Source organism: Streptomyces sp. C10-9-1, from assembly GCF_024497955.1.
Lineage (GTDB): Bacteria > Actinomycetota > Actinomycetes > Streptomycetales > Streptomycetaceae > Streptomyces > Streptomyces sanyensis.
Genome location: NZ_JANHKP010000020.1, coordinates 99,707 through 118,814, shown reverse-complemented (window position 1 = coordinate 118,814; position 19,108 = coordinate 99,707). Strand labels below are relative to the sequence as shown.

18 protein-coding genes are annotated in these 19,108 nt (G+C 73.0%); 17 read left to right on the top strand and 1 reads right to left on the bottom strand.

The annotated features are described in order from the left end of the window. Positions 1–4 precede the first annotated feature (4 nt). The 11 genes from ruvX (at position 5) to nusB (ending at position 10,120) form a co-directional block, all read left to right on the top strand. Positions 5–469, top strand: a complete 465-nt coding sequence (gene ruvX / locus NPS70_RS25480) for a Holliday junction resolvase RuvX (protein ID WP_256526769.1) — start codon at positions 5–7, stop codon at positions 467–469. Between the two features lie 101 nt (positions 470–570). Continuing rightward, positions 571–2,478, top strand: a complete 1,908-nt coding sequence (gene mltG / locus NPS70_RS25475; protein WP_256526754.1) for an endolytic transglycosylase MltG — start codon at positions 571–573, stop codon at positions 2,476–2,478. Continuing rightward, on the top strand, positions 2,468–3,310 hold the full coding sequence (locus NPS70_RS25470) for a shikimate dehydrogenase (RefSeq protein ID WP_256526753.1): 843 nt from the start codon (positions 2,468–2,470) through the stop codon (positions 3,308–3,310). The genes mltG and NPS70_RS25470 overlap by 11 nt, the downstream gene beginning before the upstream one ends. A 204-nt stretch (positions 3,311–3,514) precedes the next feature. Beyond that, the gene (gene aroC, locus NPS70_RS25465; protein ID WP_256526752.1) at positions 3,515–4,699 is read left to right on the top strand and encodes a chorismate synthase; all 1,185 of its coding nucleotides are present in this window, start codon (positions 3,515–3,517) and stop codon (positions 4,697–4,699) included. Continuing rightward, positions 4,696–5,253 (top strand): shikimate kinase, encoded by a 558-nt coding sequence (locus tag NPS70_RS25460; protein ID WP_308315046.1) that lies wholly within the window; start codon positions 4,696–4,698, stop codon positions 5,251–5,253. Before aroC ends, NPS70_RS25460 begins: the two co-directional genes overlap by 4 nt. Further along, the gene (aroB, locus tag NPS70_RS25455; protein WP_256526751.1) at positions 5,250–6,344 is read left to right on the top strand and encodes a 3-dehydroquinate synthase; all 1,095 of its coding nucleotides are present in this window, start codon (positions 5,250–5,252) and stop codon (positions 6,342–6,344) included. The genes NPS70_RS25460 and aroB overlap by 4 nt, the downstream gene beginning before the upstream one ends. Next, entirely contained in the window at positions 6,341–6,781 is a 441-nt protein-coding gene (aroQ, locus tag NPS70_RS25450; protein ID WP_256526750.1) for a type II 3-dehydroquinate dehydratase, read from the top strand. Before aroB ends, aroQ begins: the two co-directional genes overlap by 4 nt. 148 nt (positions 6,782–6,929) lie before the next feature. Continuing rightward, positions 6,930–7,832, top strand: a complete 903-nt coding sequence (locus NPS70_RS25445) for a Pro-rich N-terminal domain-containing protein (protein ID WP_256526749.1) — start codon at positions 6,930–6,932, stop codon at positions 7,830–7,832. 134 nt (positions 7,833–7,966) lie between these two features. Further along, complete coding sequence (locus NPS70_RS25440) at positions 7,967–9,073, top strand: aminopeptidase P family protein (protein WP_256526748.1); 1,107 nt, start codon at positions 7,967–7,969, stop codon at positions 9,071–9,073. Positions 9,074–9,122: 49 nt separating this feature from the next. Beyond that, entirely contained in the window at positions 9,123–9,689 is a 567-nt protein-coding gene (gene efp / locus NPS70_RS25435) for an elongation factor P (RefSeq protein ID WP_256526747.1), read from the top strand. Between the two features lie 2 nt (positions 9,690–9,691). Next, a complete protein-coding gene (gene nusB / locus NPS70_RS25430) occupies positions 9,692–10,120 on the top strand; it encodes a transcription antitermination factor NusB (protein ID WP_256526746.1) in 429 nt (142 codons plus the stop codon). 154 nt (positions 10,121–10,274) lie between these two features. Here nusB and bldD read toward each other — a convergent pair whose 3' ends face one another. After that, positions 10,275–10,775 (bottom strand): transcriptional regulator BldD, encoded by a 501-nt coding sequence (gene bldD / locus NPS70_RS25425; RefSeq protein ID WP_181657181.1) that lies wholly within the window; start codon positions 10,773–10,775, stop codon positions 10,275–10,277. A 230-nt stretch (positions 10,776–11,005) separates the two neighbouring features. On the opposite strand from bldD, the gene pyrR reads away from it, so the two are divergent. The 6 genes from pyrR (at position 11,006) to carB (ending at position 19,026) form a co-directional block, all read left to right on the top strand. Then, positions 11,006–11,584, top strand: a complete 579-nt coding sequence (gene pyrR / locus NPS70_RS25420) for a bifunctional pyr operon transcriptional regulator/uracil phosphoribosyltransferase PyrR (protein WP_256526745.1) — start codon at positions 11,006–11,008, stop codon at positions 11,582–11,584. Between the two features lie 94 nt (positions 11,585–11,678). After that, positions 11,679–12,656, top strand: coding sequence for an aspartate carbamoyltransferase catalytic subunit (locus NPS70_RS25415; RefSeq protein WP_256526744.1), 978 nt, complete (start codon positions 11,679–11,681; stop codon positions 12,654–12,656). A 5-nt stretch (positions 12,657–12,661) separates the two neighbouring features. Beyond that, positions 12,662–13,948, top strand: coding sequence for a dihydroorotase (locus NPS70_RS25410; RefSeq protein ID WP_256526743.1), 1,287 nt, complete (start codon positions 12,662–12,664; stop codon positions 13,946–13,948). Beyond that, complete coding sequence (locus NPS70_RS25405; RefSeq protein WP_256526742.1) at positions 13,945–14,553, top strand: hypothetical protein; 609 nt, start codon at positions 13,945–13,947, stop codon at positions 14,551–14,553. Before NPS70_RS25410 ends, NPS70_RS25405 begins: the two co-directional genes overlap by 4 nt. Beyond that, complete coding sequence (gene carA, locus NPS70_RS25400; RefSeq protein WP_256526741.1) at positions 14,550–15,725, top strand: glutamine-hydrolyzing carbamoyl-phosphate synthase small subunit; 1,176 nt, start codon at positions 14,550–14,552, stop codon at positions 15,723–15,725. The genes NPS70_RS25405 and carA overlap by 4 nt, the downstream gene beginning before the upstream one ends. Further along, entirely contained in the window at positions 15,718–19,026 is a 3,309-nt protein-coding gene (gene carB, locus NPS70_RS25395; RefSeq protein ID WP_256526740.1) for a carbamoyl-phosphate synthase large subunit, read from the top strand. The genes carA and carB overlap by 8 nt, the downstream gene beginning before the upstream one ends. The last annotated feature ends 82 nt before the right edge of the window (positions 19,027–19,108 follow it).

Below are 19,108 nucleotides of genomic sequence, written 5' to 3'. Positions count from 1 at the left end.
GGGCATGCGCCGGGGGCGCCGACTCGCGATCGACGTCGGGGACGCCCGCATCGGGGTCGCCTCGTGCGACCCCGACGGGGTCCTCGCGACACCGGTGGAGACCGTGCCGGGACGCGACGTCCCGGCGGCCCACCGGCGCCTGCGGGTGCTCGTCGAGGAGTACGAACCCCTTGAGGTGGTCGTCGGGCTGCCCCGGTCGCTCAGTGGTGGCGAGGGCCCGGCGGCCAAGAAGGTCCGGGCCTTCGCCCGCACGCTCGCCCAGGGCGTCGCCCCGGTCCCCGTGCGACTGGTCGACGAGCGGATGACGACGGTGACGGCCACTCAGGGACTGCGCGCCTCAGGGGTGAAGTCCAAGAAGGGGCGCTCCGTCGTCGACCAGGCCGCGGCGGTGGTCATCCTCCAGAACGCCCTGGAGTCCGAACGGGTGTCGGGCAGACCCCCGGGAGAGAGCGTCGAAACGATTGTCTGATCGCGATACGGTAACGTTCCGCGCAATGCGGCCGTGTTCGAACAGCCGCCGCACCGAGCAGAGGCGGATCGTCCGCACCGTCTCGCGGCCCTAGGGGATCGATGACTGAGTATGGCCGGGGCGCCGGACCCGAACCGTGGCATCCCGAGGACCCCCTCTACGGGGACCAGGGCTGGGAAGGCCAGTCCGCCCCCGGTCACGCTCCGTACGGCGACGGTGCCCGGCAGTACGCCGCGCAGGGCCAGGACCAGTACCCGTACGCGTACGACCCTCAGCACGGAGGGCAGTCCGCGTACGCGCAGCAGCCGCCGGGCACGTACCCGCAGCAGTACGGCACCCAGGGCGGACAGCAGCAGTACCCGCAGCAGTACCAGGGCCAGTACGGGACCCAGGGCGGACAGGACCCGTACCCGCAGCAGTACGGCACCCAGGGCGGACAGGACCCGTACCCGCAGCAGTACGGGACCCAGGGCGGACAGCAGCAGTACCAGGACCGGTACGGCACCCAGGGCGGACAGCAGTACGGCGCACCGGGGCAGGCGCAGGACCCCTCCTGGGGTGCCGGCCCGGAGGCGGCCCCCTACGGTACCGACCAGGCGGGTGCCTACGGCGGTCAGCCGCAGGGCTACGGCAGCCGCCAGGAGGCCGACTACTACGCCACCCCCGAGGCGTACCCGCCCCCGCGCCCTCCCGGCCGCCGCGACGGCCCCGCCCCGGATCCCGAACCCGGCCCGGCCTCCGACTGGGACGCCGAGCAGGACCGCCAGGAGGAGGACCACCCGTTCTTCACCGGGCAGGACGCCCCGCCCCGGCGGCGCGGGGGCGGAGGGCGCGGCCCGGACGGGGATCCCGACGGCCCGGACGACCGCGACGACCGCGACGGCGAGGAGCCGGACGAGGACGGGCCCGAGGAGCACCGCGGCGGCCGCGGCAAGGGCAAGCGCAAGAGCCGCAACGGTCTCGCCTGCCTGGTCGTCGTCCTCGTCCTGGGCGGCGTCTTCGGCGGCGCCGGCTACTTCGGCTACCAGTTCTGGCAGGACCGGGGGAAGGTCGAGGACTTCGCCGGCGCCGGCACCGGCCAGGTCGAGGTCGAGATCCCCAAGGGCGCCACCGGCGCGCAGATCGGCAACATCCTCAAGACCGCCGGCGTGGTGAAGAGCGTCGACGCCTTCGTCCGCGCCCAGGGGGACAACCCGCGCGGCACCACCATCCAGGACGGCAGCTACCTGCTGAAGAAGGAGATGTCCGGCAAGGCCGCCGTCGACCTGATGCTCAGCGACGCCAGCCGCAACAACCTGGTGATCCCCGAGGGCAGGCGCAACGCCCAGATCTACGCGGAGATCGACAAGCGGCTGGGCCTGGAGGAGGGCACCACCGAGGACGTCGCGAGGAAGAAGGCGGGGAGCCTCGGGCTGCCCGAGTGGGCGACGGGCCACGAGGACGTCAAGGACCCGCTGGAGGGCTTCCTCTTCCCGGCCGCCTACCCCGTCTCCAAGGACGCCGAACCGGAGGCCGTGCTCCGGAAGATGGTCGCCCGGGCCAACCAGGAGTTCGAGAAGGCCGACCTCCAGGCCCAGGCGGAGGGCCTCGGGCTGGAGAACGCCTGGGAGCTGCTCACCGTGGCCAGCCTCGTGCAGGCCGAGGGCAAGACCCACGACGACTTCCGCAAGATGTCCGAGGTGGTCTACAACCGGCTCAAGCCGACCAACACGGAGACCAACCAGCTGCTCCAGTTCGACTCCGCCTTCAACTACCTCAAGGGGCAGAGCGAGATCGACATCTCCGAGAAGGAGATCAACAGCAACCGGGACCCGTACAACACCTACACCCAGAAGGGCCTCACCCCCGGCCCGATCGGCAACCCGGGCAACGAGGCCATCGCCGCCGCCCTCGACCCGACGAAGGACGGCTGGATGTACTTCGTCGCCACGGACGGCATGAAGGTGACCGAGTTCGCCAAGACCCACGACGATTTCCTCAAGCTGAAGAGGAAGTTCAATGCCAGCTAGCGCCGACCCGCGCCGGGCGGCCGTCCTCGGCTCACCCGTCGCCCACTCGCTCTCGCCGGTCCTGCACAACGCCGCCTACGCGGCACTGGGCCTCGACGGCTGGAGCTACGGGCGCTTCGAGGTCGACGAGGAGGCACTGCCCGGTTTCCTGGCGGGGCTGGACGCCTCGTGGGCGGGCCTGTCGCTGACCATGCCCCTGAAGCGGGCGGTGATCCCGCTGCTGGACGAGGTCAGCCCGATCGCCGCCGCCGTCGAGGCCGTGAACACCGTGGTGTTCGCGGACGACGGGCGCCGCACCGGCGACAACACCGACATCCCCGGCATGGCCGCCGCACTCGCCGAACGAGGGGTGGACCGGGTTCCCTCCGCCGCGGTCCTGGGCGCCGGCGCCACCGCCTCCTCGGCGCTCGCCGCGCTGTCCCGGATGTGCACGGGACCGGTCACGGCCTACGTCCGCAGTGCCGCCAGGGGCGAGGAGATGCGGGGCTGGGGCGAGCGGCTCGGGATCGAGGTGCGGACCGCCGACTGGGCGGACGCGGCACGGGCCTTCGAGGAGCCCCTCGTGGTGGCCACCACACCGGCCGGAGCCACCGACGCCTTCGCCGCCGCCGTGCCCGCGGCTCCCGGCACCCTGTTCGACGTGCTCTACGAGCCCTGGCCCACGGCCCTCGCCTCGGCCTGGGCGGCGCGCGGCGGGGCGGTCCTCGGCGGCCTGGACCTGCTCGTGCACCAGGCGGTGCTCCAGGTCGAGCAGATGACCGGCCGCACCCCCGCCCCGCTCGCCGCGATGCGGGAGGCGGGGGAGCGGGCGCTCGCCGCCCGCCGGGGCTGAACCCCCTGCGCGGCCACGGACCGCAGCCTCCGGGGTGTCCGTTGCGCCGCGAGGTGACGTCCGCCAGATGAAACGGTGGCGGTCCCCCCGGGAGGGCATGGGAGGATCGGTGCAGGCGGCCAGGACCGTGCGCCCCCGGGCCCCGGCCACGGGGTCCTCCGGCCGCCCCGTCGCAAATCGTGAGCGCGAGCAGGAGGAACACCGTTGAGCAGGTTGCGTTGGCTGACCGCGGGCGAGTCCCATGGACCGGCACTGGTGGCGACCCTGGAGGGGCTTCCCGCCGGTGTGCCGGTGACCACGGAGCTGGTGGCGGACCATCTGGCGAGGCGGCGGCTCGGCTACGGGCGCGGGGCGCGGATGAAGTTCGAGCGCGACGAGGTGACCTTCCTCGGCGGAGTGCGCCACGGGCTGACGATGGGTTCGCCGGTCGCCGTCATGGTCGGCAACACCGAGTGGCCCAAGTGGGAGCAGGTCATGGCGGCCGACCCGGTGGACCCGGAGGTGCTGGCCCAGTCGGCGCGGAACGCGCCGCTCACCCGCCCGCGGCCCGGCCACGCGGACCTGGCGGGCATGCAGAAGTACGCGCTGGACGAGGCCCGTCCCGTCCTGGAGCGCGCCAGCGCCCGTGAGACCGCTGCCCGGGTCGCGCTCGGCGCCGTCGCCCGCTCCTACCTCAAGGAGACCGTGGGCATCGAGATCGTCTCCCACGTCGTCGAGCTGGCCTCGGCGAAGGCCCCCTACGGCCTGGTCCCCGAGCCCGCCGACGAGGCCCGCCTGGACGCCGACCCCGTGCGCTGCCTGGACCCGGCGGCGAGCGAGGCGATGGTGGCCGAGATCGACCAGGCCCACAAGGACGGCGACACCCTCGGCGGCGTCGTCGAGGTGCTCGCCTACGGCGTACCGGTCGGGCTGGGGTCGCACGTCCACTGGGACCGGCGGCTGGACGCGCGGCTCGCGGGCGCGCTCATGGGGATCCAGGCCATCAAGGGCGTGGAGGTGGGCGACGGCTTCGAGCTGGCCCGCGTCCCCGGCTCCCGGGCGCACGACGAGATCGTGCCCTCCGAGGACGGCATCCGCCGCTCCTCGGGCCGCGCGGGCGGCACCGAGGGCGGGATGTCGACGGGCGAGCCGCTGCGCGTGCGCGCCGCGATGAAGCCGATCGCCACGGTGCCGCGCGCCCTGAGGACGGTGGACGTGGTCACCGGCGAGCCCGCCGCCGCCCACCACCAGCGCTCGGACGTCTGCGCCGTCCCGGCCGCCGGGATCGTGGCCGAGGCCATGGTGGCCCTGGTCCTGGCGGACGCGGTCGCGGAGAAGTTCGGCGGCGACAGCGTCGGCGAGACCCGCCGCAACGCCCGCGCCTACCTCGACAACCTCCACATCCGGTGACGGCCCCGCTGATCGTCCTCGTCGGGCCCATGGGCTCGGGCAAGTCCACGGTCGGCGCGCTGCTGGCCGAACGCCTCGGCGTCCCCTACCGGGACACCGACGCCGACATCGTCGCCGCCGAGGGCCGCGAGATCGCCGACATCTTCGTCGAGGACGGCGAGGAGCACTTCCGGGCCCTGGAGCGCGCCGCGGTCCGCGCCGCCGTCGCCGAGCACGCCGGTGTGCTGGCGCTCGGCGGCGGGGCCGTCCTCGACGAGGGCACCCGCGCGCTGCTCACCGGGCTTCCGGTCGCCTACCTGTCCATGGACGTCGAGGAGGCCGTGCGCAGGGTCGGGCTGAACACCGCCCGGCCGCTCCTCGCCGTCAACCCGCGCCGCCAGTGGCGCGAGCTGATGGAGGCCCGCCGCCACCTCTACACCGAGGTGGCCCGCGCGGTCGTCGCCACCGACGAGCGCACCCCCGAGGAGGTCGCCCAGGCCGTCCTCGACGCACTGGAGCCGAAGAAGACCGCCCCGGGGGAGCCCTCCCCCGAGCCCCCGCAGGAGAAGCAGTGACCGACCAGGCAGTGACGCGAATCCAGGTCGGCGGCACGGCCGGCACCGATCCCTACGAGGTCCTGGTGGGCCGGCGGCTCCTCGGCGAACTGCCCTCCCTCGTGGGGGACCAGGCCCGCCGCGTGGCCGTCATCCACCCCGAGGCCCTCGCCGAGACGGGCGAGGCCCTGCGCGCCGACCTCGCCGAGACGGGCTACGAGGCGGTCGCCATCCAGGTGCCCAACGCCGAGGAGGCCAAGACCGCCGAGGTCGCCGCCTACTGCTGGAAGGCGCTCGGGCAGACCGGCTTCACCCGCTCCGACGTCGTGGTCGGCGTCGGCGGCGGCGCCACCACCGACCTGGCCGGCTTCGTCGCCGCCACCTGGCTGCGCGGGGTGCGCTGGATCGCCGTCCCCACCACGGTGCTGGCCATGGTCGACGCCGCGGTCGGCGGCAAGACCGGCATCAACACCGCCGAGGGCAAGAACCTCGTGGGCGCCTTCCACCCGCCCGCGGGAGTGCTGTGCGACCTCGCCGCCCTGGACTCGCTGCCCGTCAACGACTACGTCAGCGGCCTGGCCGAGATCATCAAGGCGGGCTTCATCTCCGACCCCGCCATCCTCGACCTCGTCGAGTCCGACCCCGAGGGCGCGCGGTCGCCCGCCGGGCCCCACACCGCCGAGCTGATCGAGCGCTCGATCCGGGTCAAGGCGGAGGTCGTCTCCAGCGACCTCAAGGAGTCCGGTCTGCGGGAGATCCTCAACTACGGCCACACGCTGGCCCATGCCATCGAGAAGAACGAGCGCTACAAGTGGCGTCACGGGGCGGCCGTCTCCGTGGGCATGGTCTTCGCCGCCGAACTCGGGCGCCTGGCCGGCCGGCTGGACGACGCGACGGCCGACCGGCACCGGGCGGTGCTGAGGTCGGTGGGGCTCCCGCTCACCTACCGCGGCGACCAGTGGCCCAGGCTCCTGGAGACGATGAAGGTGGACAAGAAGTCCCGCGGCAACCTGCTCCGCTTCATCGTCCTCGACGGCCTGGGCCGCCCCACCGTGCTGGAGGGTCCGGACCCGGCGGTGCTGCTCGCCGCGTACGGCGAGGTGTCGGCATGACGCGGCGCGCCCTGGTCCTCAACGGCCCCAACCTCGGCCGCCTGGGATCCCGGGAGCCCGACGTGTACGGGGCGACCTCCTACGCGGGCCTGGTGGAGACCTGCCGCACGGTCGGCAGGGAACTCGGCCTCGACGTCGAGGTCCGGGAGACCAACGACGAGGGGGAGATGATCCGCTGGCTCCACGAGGCCGCGGACGCGTCGGTCCCGGTCGTCGTCAACCCCGGGGCCTTCACGCACTACTCCTACGCCCTGCGGGACGCGGCGGCCCAGCGCACGGCCCCGCTGATCGAGGTGCACATCTCCAACCCCTACGCCCGCGAGGAGTTCCGCCACACCTCCGTGGTGGCCGCGGTGGCCAGCGGCACCGTCGCCGGCTTCGGCATCGGCTCCTACCGGCTGGCCCTGCGGGCGCTCGCCGAGGAACTGGACGCCTGACGGGCACTCGGCACCGCCCTCGACCGTTCCCACCACGGCGGCCGAGGGCGGTCGCACATCCGAGCGGTCCCGGGACGGTACCGTTCGGTGCCGGGGGGCCGACGGCCGCCCCGAAGAGGCCGACGCGCAACGGACGGAGTGGCACCGGATGCAGCACGCAGGGGGGGCTCCGCCGCCACCACCCCACGAACCGGGGCGGCAGCCCGCCGGATGGGGACCCGCAGCCCACCACCCGGGAGCGGTCCCCGGCCCTCCTCCGCCGCCTCCCGCGCCCCCGCACCAGCCCCCGCCCGGCCACCACCGGGCGCCCGAGCCCCCCGCACGCCCCGCGCCGGGCGGACCGGGTCCCGGGCAGCCGCCGCCCGGCTGGAGCGGCGCCCCGCCGCGTCACCCCTCGGGCCCGCCGCCCCGGGAGGCGACCGGCCACGTCAGGCTCCCCTCGGGCGAGCCCGTCCCGCTGCCGAGCCCGCCGCCCGCCTCCGCCGGCACGGGCGCGGCCATGCTGGCCGTCCTGCTGATCGGCCCGGCCGGGGCGGGCAAGACCACCGTGGCGCGCCACTGGGCCCTCCGCCGCCGGGTGCCCACCGCCCACATCAGCCTCGACGACGTACGCGAATGGGTCTGCTCGGGCTTCGCCGACCCCCAGGACGGCTGGAACGAGCACTCCGAGACCCAGTACCGCCTCGCCCGCCGCACCTGCGGCTTCGCGGCGCGTAACTTCCTGGCCAACGGCGTCTCCTGCATCCTCGACGACGCGGTCTTCCCCGACCGTCCCGTGGTCGGCCTCGGCGGCTGGAAGCGCCATGTCGGCCCCGGTCTGCTGCCGGTGGTGCTGCTGCCCGGACTGGAGGTCGTCCTGGAGCGGAACGCGGAGCGCACCGGGAACCGCCGCCTCTCCGACGAGGAGGTCGCGGGCATCCACGGCCGCATGGCCGGCTGGTACGGCTCCGGCCTGCCGATCATCGACAACTCCTCTTACGACGTGGAGACGACCGCACGGGTGCTCGACGAGGTGCTCGCCCGGGCGATCGCCAGCCCGCCCAGCTGGTAGCGGCCGGAGCCGGGACCCGCCCGGGGCCGGTCCGCCGTGCGCCGTCCGGGCGACCCGCCCCGGCCCCGGCGCCCCCGGGGCCCGGTCGGCCGCGCCACCGGGCCGACCGCGCGCGGGGCTCGTACGCTCGGAGAATGTCCGAGGTCTATGGCAACCGACGCCGCCGTCTGCGCGATCGCTGCGCCGCGGCGGGAAGCACGGCGGTGCTGGTCTCCCGCCCGGCCAACGTCCGCTACCTCGCCGGGGTGGCCCCGCAGGCGGCCGTCCTGCTGCTGGGCCCCCGGGAGGACACCCTGCTGTGCCCCCGCACGCCCACCGGGGACCCGGCCGACGGGCATCTCGACGAGGAGCTGCGGCTGACCGTGCTCCCGGCCGGGGGAGGCGATCCCGCGGTGGCCGCGGCGGGGTCGGCCCTGGCCGCGGGCGCCGAGTCGCTGGCCGTCGAGGAGCACCACCTGACCGTGGCGCGCCACCGCGCGCTCGGCGCCGCCGCCCCGGCTCTGGCCGTCACCGACCTCGGCCCGGCCGTGGAGCAGCAGCGGGTGGTGAAGGACGAGGAGGAGATCGCCTGCCTGCGGATCGCCGCGGAGATCACCGACCAGGCGCTGGGGGAGCTGCTGGAGTCGATCCTGGTGGGCCGCACGGAACGGCACCTGGCCCTGGAACTGGAGCGCCGCCTGGTCGACCACGGCGCCGACGGCCCGGCGTTCCCCACCTCGGTGGCGACCGGCCCCCACGCCGGCCTCGCCGCCCACCGGCCCTCGGACCGCCGGGTGGAGGAGGGGGACTTCCTCTCCGTCTCGCTCGGTGCGGCCTACCGCGGCTACCGCTGCGAGATCGGGCGGACCTTCGTGATCGGCACCTCCCCGGCGGACTGGCAGATCGAGCTGTACGAGCTGGTCTTCGCGGCCCAGCGGGCGGGGCGGGAGGCGCTGCTGCCGGGGACGGCCTGCCGCGACGTGGACCGCGCGGCCCGGCAGATCCTGGACGCGGCCGGCCACGGGGAGGAGCTCTCGCCCCGCACGGGGCACGGTGTGGGGCTCGAAATCGGCGAGGACCCGCAGTTGGCCCCTGCGGCCATGGGTAAACTGGACGCTTGTGTGCCGGTCACCGTCGAACCGGGGGTCCACCTCCCGGGCCGGGGCGGTGTCCGGATCGATGACACGCTCGTCGTGCGCCAGGAGGCGGACGGCGGACCCGAGCTACTCACCATCACGACCAAGGAGCTGCTCGCGCTGTAGGCGCGTGCCTCGGTCGTCCACCAGCGTCAGTCCAGGAGATTCCGCAACCGTGGCTTCCACGAACGACCTCAAGAACGGCATGGTGCTCAAGCTCGACGGAGGCCAGCTCTGGTCCGTCGTCGAGTTCCAGCACGTCAAGCCCGGCAAGGGCCCGGCCTTCGTGCGCACCAAGCTCAAGAACGTGCTCTCCGGCAAGGTCGTCGACAAGACCTTCAACGCAGGCGTGAAGGTCGAGACGGCCACCGTCGACCGCCGCGACATGCAGTTCTCGTACATGGACGGCGAGTACTTCGTCTTCATGGACATGCAGACGTACGACCAGCTGATGATCGACCGCAAGACGGTCGGCGACGCCGCGAACTTCCTGATCGAGGGCTTCGAGGCCAGCGTCGCCCAGCACGAGGGAGAGGTGCTCTACGTCGAGCTCCCGGCCGCCGTCGAGCTGACCATCAAGCACACCGAGCCCGGCGTCCAGGGCGACCGCTCCACCGGCGGCTCCAAGCCGGCCGAGCTGGAGACCGGCTACGAGATCCAGGTGCCGCTCTTCATCACCACCGGCGAGAAGATCAAGGTCGACACCCGCTCGGGCGACTACCTCGGCCGGGTGAACAGCTAACCGTGGCTGCCCGCAACAAGGCCCGCAAGCGCGCCTTCCAGATCCTCTTCGAGGCCGACCAGCGCGGTGCCTCCGTGCAGAGCGTCCTCGCGGACTGGGTGCGGCACGCGCGGTCCGACGACCGCCAGCCGCCGGTCGCCGAGTACACCATGGACCTGGTCGAGGGGTACTCCCGGCACGCCGACCGGATCGACGAGCTGATCGCCACCTACTCCGTCGGCTGGACGCTGGACCGCATGCCGGTCGTGGACCGCAACATCCTCCGGCTCGGCGCCTACGAGCTGGTGTGGGTCGACGAGACGCCCGACGCCGTCGTGATCGACGAGGCCGTGCAGCTCGCCAAGGAGTTCTCGACCGACGAGTCGCCGTCGTTCGTGAACGGCCTGCTGGGCCGCCTCAAGGACCTCAAGGCGAGCCTGCGCCGCGACTGACGGCGCGGTGGCCGGACCCTTCGCCGGGCCCGGACCGGAGGGACCCCTCCGGTCCGGGCCCGCGGTCGTCCCGCGGCCGCTCCGCCCACGCCCGGGGGGCGGGCACCCGATGAGGTGCCCGCCCCCGGGGCGTGACGTTTTTTCTACCCGAGAGTCAGCTGTCCTCGTGCGCCACCGCACGCCGCGCGTCGGCGTCCAGCACACCCCAGCTGATCAGCTGCTCGGTCAGCACCGAGGGGGACTGGTCGTAGATGACCGCGAGGGTGCGCAGGTCGTCCTGCCGGATCGACAGCACCTTGCCGTTGTAGTCCCCGCGCTGCGACTGGATCGTGGCGGCGTAGCGCTGCAGCGGACCCGCCTTCTCGGCCGGCACGTGGGCCAGCCGCTCCAGGTCGAGGACCAGCTTCGGCGGCGGCTCGGCGGCCCCGCCCGGCGTGGTGCCCGGCAGCAGCTCCTGCACCGGCACACCGTAGAAGTCGGCCAGTTCGGCAAGGCGCTGCACGGTGACGGCGCGGTCGCCGCGCTCGTACGAACCGACCACGACGGCCTTCCAGCGCCCCTGGGACTTCTCCTCCACCCCGTGGAGCGAGAGCCCCTGCTGGGTGCGGATGGCCCGGAGCTTGGCCCCGAGCTGCTTTGCGTATTCGCTGGACATATAGCTCCCCGGACGCTGTGACAACGTGCGGCTCCGCCGCGCGACTGGTAACTCACTGTGAGGTTACGCAGCGTGACTTGGCTGAGTCAAGCCGAGCGGTCCGGACCGGTTTCGGCCATGGACCGGCGTACCCGGATCAGTACACCCATCAAGCACTGGTAACGTGGTCGGCGCAATTCCGACGTCCTTTAAGAGCCGTCCCGTGAGGCGGAGAAGGAGGTCCGTTTCGTATGGACGCGCACACCCACACCGGTGAGCCCAGGGCCGTTCTGGAGGCCCCGGACATCGCCAGGATGCTCACCCGTATCGCCCACGAGATCGTCGAACGCGCCAAGGGCGCGGACGACGTGGTGCTCCTCGGCATCCCGACCCGCGGCGTGTACCTCGCCCGCCGGCTGGCCGACAAGCTGGAGGGCATCACCGGGCGGAAGATCCCGGTGGGCTCCCTCGACATCACCATGTACCGCGACGACCTGCGGCTCAAGCCCGCACGGACGCTCGCCCGCACCGAGATCCCCGGCGACGGGATCGACGGCCGCCTGGTCGTCCTCGTCGACGACGTGCTCTTCTCCGGGCGCACCATCCGCGCCGCCCTCGACGCCCTCGGCGACATCGGCCGCCCGCGCGCCGTGCAGCTCGCCGTGCTCGTCGACCGCGGCCACCGCGAGCTCCCCATCCGCGCGGACTACGTGGGCAAGAACCTGCCCACCTCGCAGCGCGAACTGGTCAGGGTCCAGCTCTCCGAGGAGGACGGCCGCGACACCGTCCTGCTCGGCCTGGGCGCCACCGCGCCGACCCGCGGGCAGTAGCACCCGCACACCTGCCCCGCTCGCGCGCCACGGCGAGTGCCGCCGTGCGCCCGCACGTCGTACGAACCTCCACAGACCTGGAGAAAGCACCCAGATGATGCGCCATCTGATCTCGGCCGCCGACCTCACCCGCGACGAAGCCATCCGCATCCTCGACACCGCCGAGGAGATGGCCCGGGTCGCCGACCGGCCGATCAAGAAGCTGCCCGCCCTGCGCGGGCGGACGATCTGCAACCTCTTCTTCGAGGACTCCACCCGCACCCGGATCTCCTTCGAGGCGGCCGAGAAGCGCCTGTCCGCCGACGTCATCAACTTCGCCGCCAAGGGCTCCAGCGTCTCCAAGGGCGAGTCGCTCAAGGACACCGCGCAGACCCTGGAGGCCATGGGCGTCGACGCCGTGGTCATCCGGCACGGTGCCTCCGGCGCCCCCTACCGGCTGGCCACGTCGGGCTGGATCGACGCCCCCGTCGTCAACGCGGGCGACGGCACCCACCAGCACCCCACCCAGGCCCTGCTGGACGCCTTCACCATGCGCCGCCGCCTGGTCGGTCCCGACGCCGGGATCGGCCGGGACCTCGCCGGGCGCCGGATCACGGTCGTCGGCGACATCCTGCACAGCCGGGTCGCCCGCTCCAACGTCGACCTGCTCCACACCCTGGGCGCGGAGGTCACCCTGGTGGCGCCGCCCACCCTGGTGCCGGTCGGCGTGGGCGCCTGGCCCTGCGAGGTCGCCTACGACCTGGACGCCGTGCTGCCCAAGTCCGACGCCGTGATGATGCTGCGCGTCCAGCGCGAGCGCATGAACGCCGCCTTCTTCCCCACCGAGCGCGAGTACTCCCGCCGCTACGGCCTCGACGCCGACCGCATGGCGCGGATGCCCGACCACGCGATCGTGATGCACCCCGGCCCCATGGTCCGCGGCATGGAGATCACCGCCGAGGTCGCCGACTCCGACCGCTGCACGGTCGTCGAGCAGGTCGCGGCCGGCGTGTCCGTCCGGATGGCCGTCCTCTACCTGCTGCTCGGCGGCAACGAGTCCGACACCGCCCACCCCCGTACCGAGGAGAAGTGACACCGATGAGCAAGACCCTGATCCGCGGTGCGAGGCTGCTGGGCGGAGACGTCCGGGACGTCCTGGTCGACGGCGCGCAGATCGCCGCCGTCGGCACCGGGCTGCCCGCGGAGGGAGCCGAGGTCGTCGAGGCTGAAGGAAGGATCCTGCTGCCCGGCCTGGTCGACCTCCACACCCATCTGCGCGAGCCCGGGCGCGAGGATTCCGAGACCGTCCTCACCGGCACCCGCGCCGCCGCCTCCGGCGGCTACACCGCCGTGTTCGCCATGGCCAACACCTTCCCCGTCGCCGACACCGCCGGGGTGGTCGAGCAGGTGTACCGGCTCGGCAAGGAGTCCGGCTACTGCGACGTCCAGCCCATCGGCGCCGTCACCGTCGGCCTCGAAGGCCGCCAGCTGGCCGAGCTCGGCGCCATGCACGACTCCGCGGCGGGCGTGACCGTCTTCTCCGACGACGGCAAGTGCGTCGACGACGCCGTGATCATGCGCCGCGCCCTGGAGTACGTGAAGGCCTTCGGCGGGGTGATCGCCCAGCACGCCCAGGAACCGCGCCTCACCGAGGGCGCGCAGATGAACGAGGGCGTCGTCTCGGCCGAACTCGGACTCGGCGGCTGGCCCGCCGTCGCCGAGGAGTCGATCATCGCCCGCGACGTCCTGCTCGCCGAGCACGTCGGCTCCCGCGTCCACATCTGCCACCTCTCCACCGCCGGCTCCGTGGAGATCGTCCGCTGGGCCAAGTCCCGGGGCATCGACGTCACGGCCGAGGTCACCCCGCACCACCTGCTGCTCACCGACGAACTGGTCCGCAGCTACAACCCGGTCTACAAGGTCAACCCGCCGCTGCGCACCGAGCGCGACGTCAGGGCCCTGCGCGAGGCCCTCGCGGACGGCACCATCGACATCGTCGCCACCGACCACGCCCCCCACCCGCACGAGGACAAGGACTGCGAGTGGGCGGCTGCGGCCATGGGCATGGTCGGCCTGGAGACCGCGCTCTCCGTCGTCCAGCAGACCATGGTCGACACCGGGCTCCTGGACTGGGCGGGCGTCGCCGACCGGATGTCCTTCGCCCCCGCGCGGATCGGCGGTGCCCGGGGCCACGGACGCCCCGTCTCGGCCGGTGAGCCCGCCAACCTCACCCTGGTCGATCCGGCATACCGTGGAGCCGTGGACCCCGCGGGCTTCGCCTCCCGCAGCCGCAACACCCCCTACGAGGGGCGCGAGCTGCCCGGGCGCGTGACGCACACCTTCCTGCGGGGCCGCGCGACGCTCATGGACGGGAAGCTGGCGTGACACCTCTACTCGCGACACCTGCACTACTGACCCTCGCCGACGAGCGGAAGTCCGCCGAGGTGACCGACTGGGCCGCCCGCATCGGATGGGTCGTGGGCCTGCTCGTCCTCGTCGGCCTCGTCTACTGGCTGATGCGCCAGGGCTGGAAGTGGCGCGGCAGCCTCCAGTCCGACCTCCCCGAGCTGCCCGCCCGACCGGCGGGGGCCGAGCCCGGCACCGCCGCTGAGCAGCCGGGCGAGGCCGTCCTCGCGGCCGCCGGCCGCTACCACGGCTCCACCACCGCCGGGCAGTGGCTCGACCGCATCGTCGCCCACGGCCTGGGCGTGCGCAGCCGCGCGGAGCTCACCCTCACCCCCGAGGGCCTGGACGTCGTCCGCCCCGGCGCGCCGGACTTCTTCGTCCCCGCCGCCGCGCTGCGCGGCGCCCGGCTCGACAAGGGCATCGCGGGCAAGGTCCTCGCCGAGGGCGGCCTGCTGATCGTGACCTGGGAGCACGGCGGACGCCTGCTCGACTCCGGCTTCCGGCTGGACCGGGCCGCCGAGCAGAGCACCTGGGCCGACACCCTCACCACCATGACCAAGACGACGGAAGGCACCGCACGATGACGACCTCCACGCCGGGGACGGCCTCGAAGAGGAACGAGGCGTCTCCCGCCGTCCTCGTACTGGAGGACGGACGCACCTTCCGGGGCCGCGCCTACGGAGCCCTGGGCGAGACCTTCGGCGAGGCGGTGTTCAACACCGGCATGACCGGCTACCAGGAGACCCTCACCGACCCCTCCTACCACCGGCAGGTCGTCGTGATGACCGCCCCCCACATCGGCAACACCGGCGTCAACGACGAGGACGACGAGTCCCGCAGGATCTGGGTCTCCGGCTACGTGGTGCGCGACCCCGCCCGCATCCCCTCCAACTGGCGCTCCCGCCGCTCCCTCGACGAGGAGCTCGCCGCCCAGGACGTGGTCGGGATCTCCGGTGTCGACACCCGCGCGCTCACCCGCCACCTGCGCGAGCGCGGCGCGATGCGCGTCGGCATCTTCTCCGGTCCGGCCCTGAAGGACGCCCCCGACGAGTCGGCCCTGCTGGAGAGGGTCCTGCGCGCCCCCGAGATGAAGGGCGCCGACCTGTCCGCGGAGGTGGCCACCACCGAGGCGTACGTGGTGCCTGCCATCGGGGAGAAGAAGTTCACCGTGGCCGCCCTCGACCTGGGCATCAAGGGCATGACCCCGCACCGGATGGCCGAGCGCGGCATCGAGGTCCACGTCCTGCCCGCCACCGCCACCGTCGAGGAGGTCTACGCGGTCGCCCCGGACGGCGTCTTCCTCTCCAACGGCCCCGGCGACCCCGCCACCGCCGACCTCACCGTCGTCAAGGCCGTGCTGGAGCGCCGCACCCCGCTGTTCGGCATCTGCTTCGGCAACCAGCTCCTCGGCCGGGCCCTCGGCTTCGGCACCTACAAGCTGAAGTACGGCCACCGCGGGATCAACCAGCCCGTGCAGGACCGCACCACCGGCAAGGTCGAGGTCACCGCCCACAACCACGGGTTCGCCGTGGAGGCCCCCCTCGACCGGGTGTCCGACACCCCCTACGGGCGCGTCGAGGTCTCCCACGTCTGCCTGAACGACGACGTGGTGGAGGGTCTGCGCCTGCTCGACCAGCCGGCCTTCAGCGTCCAGTACCACCCGGAGGCGGCCGCCGGCCCGCACGACGCCGCGTACCTGTTCGACCGCTTCACGTCCCTGATGAGCACCGCCCCGATGGAGGCCGAGCGTGCCTAAGCGCACCGATATCCAGTCCGTCCTGGTCATCGGCTCCGGCCCGATCGTCATCGGCCAGGCCGCCGAGTTCGACTACTCCGGCACCCAGGCGTGCCGCGTCCTCAAGGCCGAGGGCCTGCGGGTGATCCTGGTCAACTCCAACCCGGCCACGATCATGACCGACCCGGAGATCGCCGACGCCACCTACGTCGAGCCGATCACCCCCGAGTTCGTCGAGAAGATCATCGCCAAGGAGCGCCCCGACGCGCTGCTGCCCACCCTCGGCGGCCAGACCGCCCTCAACACCGCCATCTCCATGCACGAGCAGGGCGTGCTGGAGAAGTACGGCGTCGAGCTGATCGGCGCCAACGTCGAGGCGATCCACAAGGGCGAGGACCGCGACCTGTTCAAGGAGGTCGTGGAGGCGGTCCGCGGCAAGATCGGCCACGGCGAGTCCGCCCGCTCGGTCATCTGCCACTCCATGGACGACGTCCTCGCGGGTGTGGACACCCTCGGCGGCTACCCCGTCGTCGTCCGCCCCTCCTTCACCATGGGCGGCGCCGGCTCCGGCTTCGCCCACGACGAGGAGGAGCTGCGCCGCATCGCCGGCCAGGGCCTCACGCTCTCCCCGACCACCGAGGTGCTCCTGGAGGAGTCCATCCTCGGCTGGAAGGAGTACGAGCTGGAGCTGATGCGCGACAAGAACGACAACGTCGTGGTCGTCTGCTCCATCGAGAACTTCGACCCGATGGGCGTCCACACCGGGGACTCCATCACCGTCGCCCCCGCGATGACCCTCACCGACCGCGAGTACCAGCGGCTGCGCGACATCGGCATCGCCATCATCCGCGAGGTCGGCGTCGACACCGGCGGCTGCAACATCCAGTTCGCGGTCGACCCGGCCGACGGGCGGATCATCGTCATCGAGATGAACCCGCGCGTCTCCCGCTCCTCCGCGCTGGCCTCCAAGGCTACCGGTTTCCCGATCGCCAAGATCGCGGCCAAGCTCGCCGTCGGCTACACCCTCGACGAGATCCCCAACGACATCACCGAGCAGACCCCGGCCTCCTTCGAGCCGACGCTCGACTACGTCGTGGTCAAGGCCCCGCGCTTCGCCTTCGAGAAGTTCCCGCAGGCCGACGCGACGCTCACCACCACCATGAAGTCCGTCGGCGAGGCCATGGCCATCGGCCGCAACTTCACCGAGGCGCTCCAGAAGGCCCTGCGGTCCCTGGAGAAGAAGGGCAGCCAGTTCGCCTTCACCGGTCCCGCCGGCGACAAGGACGAGCTGCTGCGCGAGGCGGTGCGGCCCACCGACGGCCGGATCAACACCGTCATGCAGGCCATCCGCGCCGGGGCCACCCCGGACGAGGTCTTCGACGCCACCCGGATCGACCCCTGGTTCGTCGACCAGCTCTTCCTGATCAAGGAGATCGCCGACGAGCTGGGCGCCGCCGAGAAGCTCGGCCCGGAGCTGCTCGCCGAGGCCAAGCGCCACGGCTTCTCCGACGCCCAGATCGCCGACATCCGCGGGCTGCGCGAGGACGTCGTCCGCGAGGTGCGCCACGCGCTGGGCGTCCGCCCCGTCTACAAGACCGTGGACACCTGCGCCGCCGAGTTCGCGGCCCGGACGCCGTACTTCTACTCCTCCTACGACGAGGAGTCCGAGGTCGCACCGCGCACCCGGCCCGCCGTGATCATCCTCGGCTCCGGGCCCAACCGCATCGGGCAGGGCATCGAGTTCGACTACTCCTGCGTCCACGCCTCCTTCGCGCTGCACGACGCCGGGTACGAGACCGTCATGGTCAACTGCAACCCCGAGACCGTCTCCACGGACTACGACACCTCCGACCGGCTCTACTTCGAGCCGCTCACCCTGGAGGACGTCCTGGAGATCGTCCACGCCGAGTCGCTGGCCGGCCCGGTCGCCGGAGTGGTCGTGCAGCTCGGCGGCCAGACCCCGCTGGGCCTGGCCCAGGCACTCAAGGACAACGGCGTGCCCGTCGTCGGCACGCCCCCGGAGGCCATCCACGCCGCGGAGGACCGCGGCGCCTTCGGACGGGTGCTCGCCGAGGCCGGGCTGCCCGCCCCCAAGCATGGCACCGCCACCACCTTCGCCGGTGCCAAGGCCATCGCCGACGAGATCGGCTACCCCGTCCTGGTCCGCCCGTCCTACGTGCTCGGCGGCCGCGGCATGGAGATCGTCTACGACGAGGCGCGCCTGGAGGCGTACATCGCCGAGTCCACCGAGATCTCCCCCTCCCGGCCCGTGCTGGTCGACCGCTTCCTCGACGACGCCATCGAGATCGACGTCGACGCGCTCTACGACGGCCGGGAGCTCTACCTCGGCGGCGTCATGGAGCACATCGAGGAGGCCGGCATCCACTCCGGCGACTCCGCCTGCGCGCTGCCTCCCATCACCCTCGGCGGCCACGACGTCAAGCGGCTGCGGGTCTCCACCGAGGCCATCGCCGAGGGCGTCGGCGTGCGCGGACTGATCAACATCCAGTTCGCCATGGCCGGGGACATCCTCTACGTGCTGGAGGCCAACCCCCGCGCCTCGCGCACCGTGCCCTTCACCTCGAAGGCCACCGCGGTGCCGCTGGCCAAGGCGGCCGCCCGGATCTCCCTCGGCGCCACCATCGCCGAACTGCGCGAGGAGGGGCTGCTTCCCCGGTCCGGCGACGGCGGCACCCTGCCGCTGGACGCGCCGATCTCCGTCAAGGAGGCCGTGATGCCGTGGTCGCGCTTCCGCGACGTCCACGGCCGCGGGGTGGACACCGTCCTCGGCCCCGAGATGCGCTCCACCGGCGAGGTCATGGGCATCGACTCGGTCTTCGGCTCCGCGTACGCCAAGTCGCAGGCCGGCGCCTACGGCCCGCTGCCCACCAAGGGCCGCGCCTTCGTCTCGGTCGCCAACCGCGACAAGCGCTCGATGATCTTCCCCGCCCGGGAGCTCGTCGCCCACGGCTTCGAACTGCTCGCCACCTCCGGCACCGCCGAGGTCCTCCGGCGCAACGGGATCAGCGCCACCGTGGTCCGCAAGCAGTCCGAGGGCGAGGGGCCCGGCGGGGAGCGGACCATCGTCCAGCTCATCCACGACGGCGAGGTCGACCTCATCGTCAACACCCCGTACGGCACCGGCGGCCGGCTCGACGGCTACGACATCCGCACCGCGGCCGTGGCCCGCTCCGTGCCGTGCCTGACCACCGTCCAGGCGCTCGCCGCCGCCGTGCAGGGCATCGAGGCGCTCGGCCGCGGGGACGTGGGGGTGCGCTCGCTCCAGGAGCACGCGGAGCACCTGACCGCCGCCCGGGACTAGGACCCGCCCCCGGGCGGCTCCCCGGAGTGCCGCCCCGCCCCGCCCGGCGGGGCGGCACGCCCGAACACGCCCGCACCCCTTC

Bases quoted from the DNA above. Each gene is read 5' to 3' on its own strand.
- pyrR (WP_256526745.1), top strand. From the start codon at position 11,006: ATGGACGCGCACACCCACACCGGTGAGCCCAGGGCCGTTCTGGAGGCC.
- NPS70_RS25470 (WP_256526753.1), top strand. From the start codon at position 2,468: ATGCCAGCTAGCGCCGACCCGCGCCGGGCGGCCGTCCTCGGCTCACCC.
- carA (WP_256526741.1), top strand. From the start codon at position 14,550: ATGACGACCTCCACGCCGGGGACGGCCTCGAAGAGGAACGAGGCGTCT.
- aroQ (WP_256526750.1), top strand. From the start codon at position 6,341: ATGACGCGGCGCGCCCTGGTCCTCAACGGCCCCAACCTCGGCCGCCTG.
- NPS70_RS25440 (WP_256526748.1), top strand. From the start codon at position 7,967: ATGTCCGAGGTCTATGGCAACCGACGCCGCCGTCTGCGCGATCGCTGC.
- ruvX (WP_256526769.1), top strand. From the start codon at position 5: ATGCGCCGGGGGCGCCGACTCGCGATCGACGTCGGGGACGCCCGCATC.
- NPS70_RS25415 (WP_256526744.1), top strand. From the start codon at position 11,679: ATGATGCGCCATCTGATCTCGGCCGCCGACCTCACCCGCGACGAAGCC.
- bldD (WP_181657181.1), bottom strand. From the start codon at position 10,775: ATGTCCAGCGAATACGCAAAGCAGCTCGGGGCCAAGCTCCGGGCCATC.
- mltG (WP_256526754.1), top strand. From the start codon at position 571: ATGACTGAGTATGGCCGGGGCGCCGGACCCGAACCGTGGCATCCCGAG.
- NPS70_RS25445 (WP_256526749.1), top strand. From the start codon at position 6,930: ATGCAGCACGCAGGGGGGGCTCCGCCGCCACCACCCCACGAACCGGGG.
- NPS70_RS25410 (WP_256526743.1), top strand. From the start codon at position 12,662: ATGAGCAAGACCCTGATCCGCGGTGCGAGGCTGCTGGGCGGAGACGTC.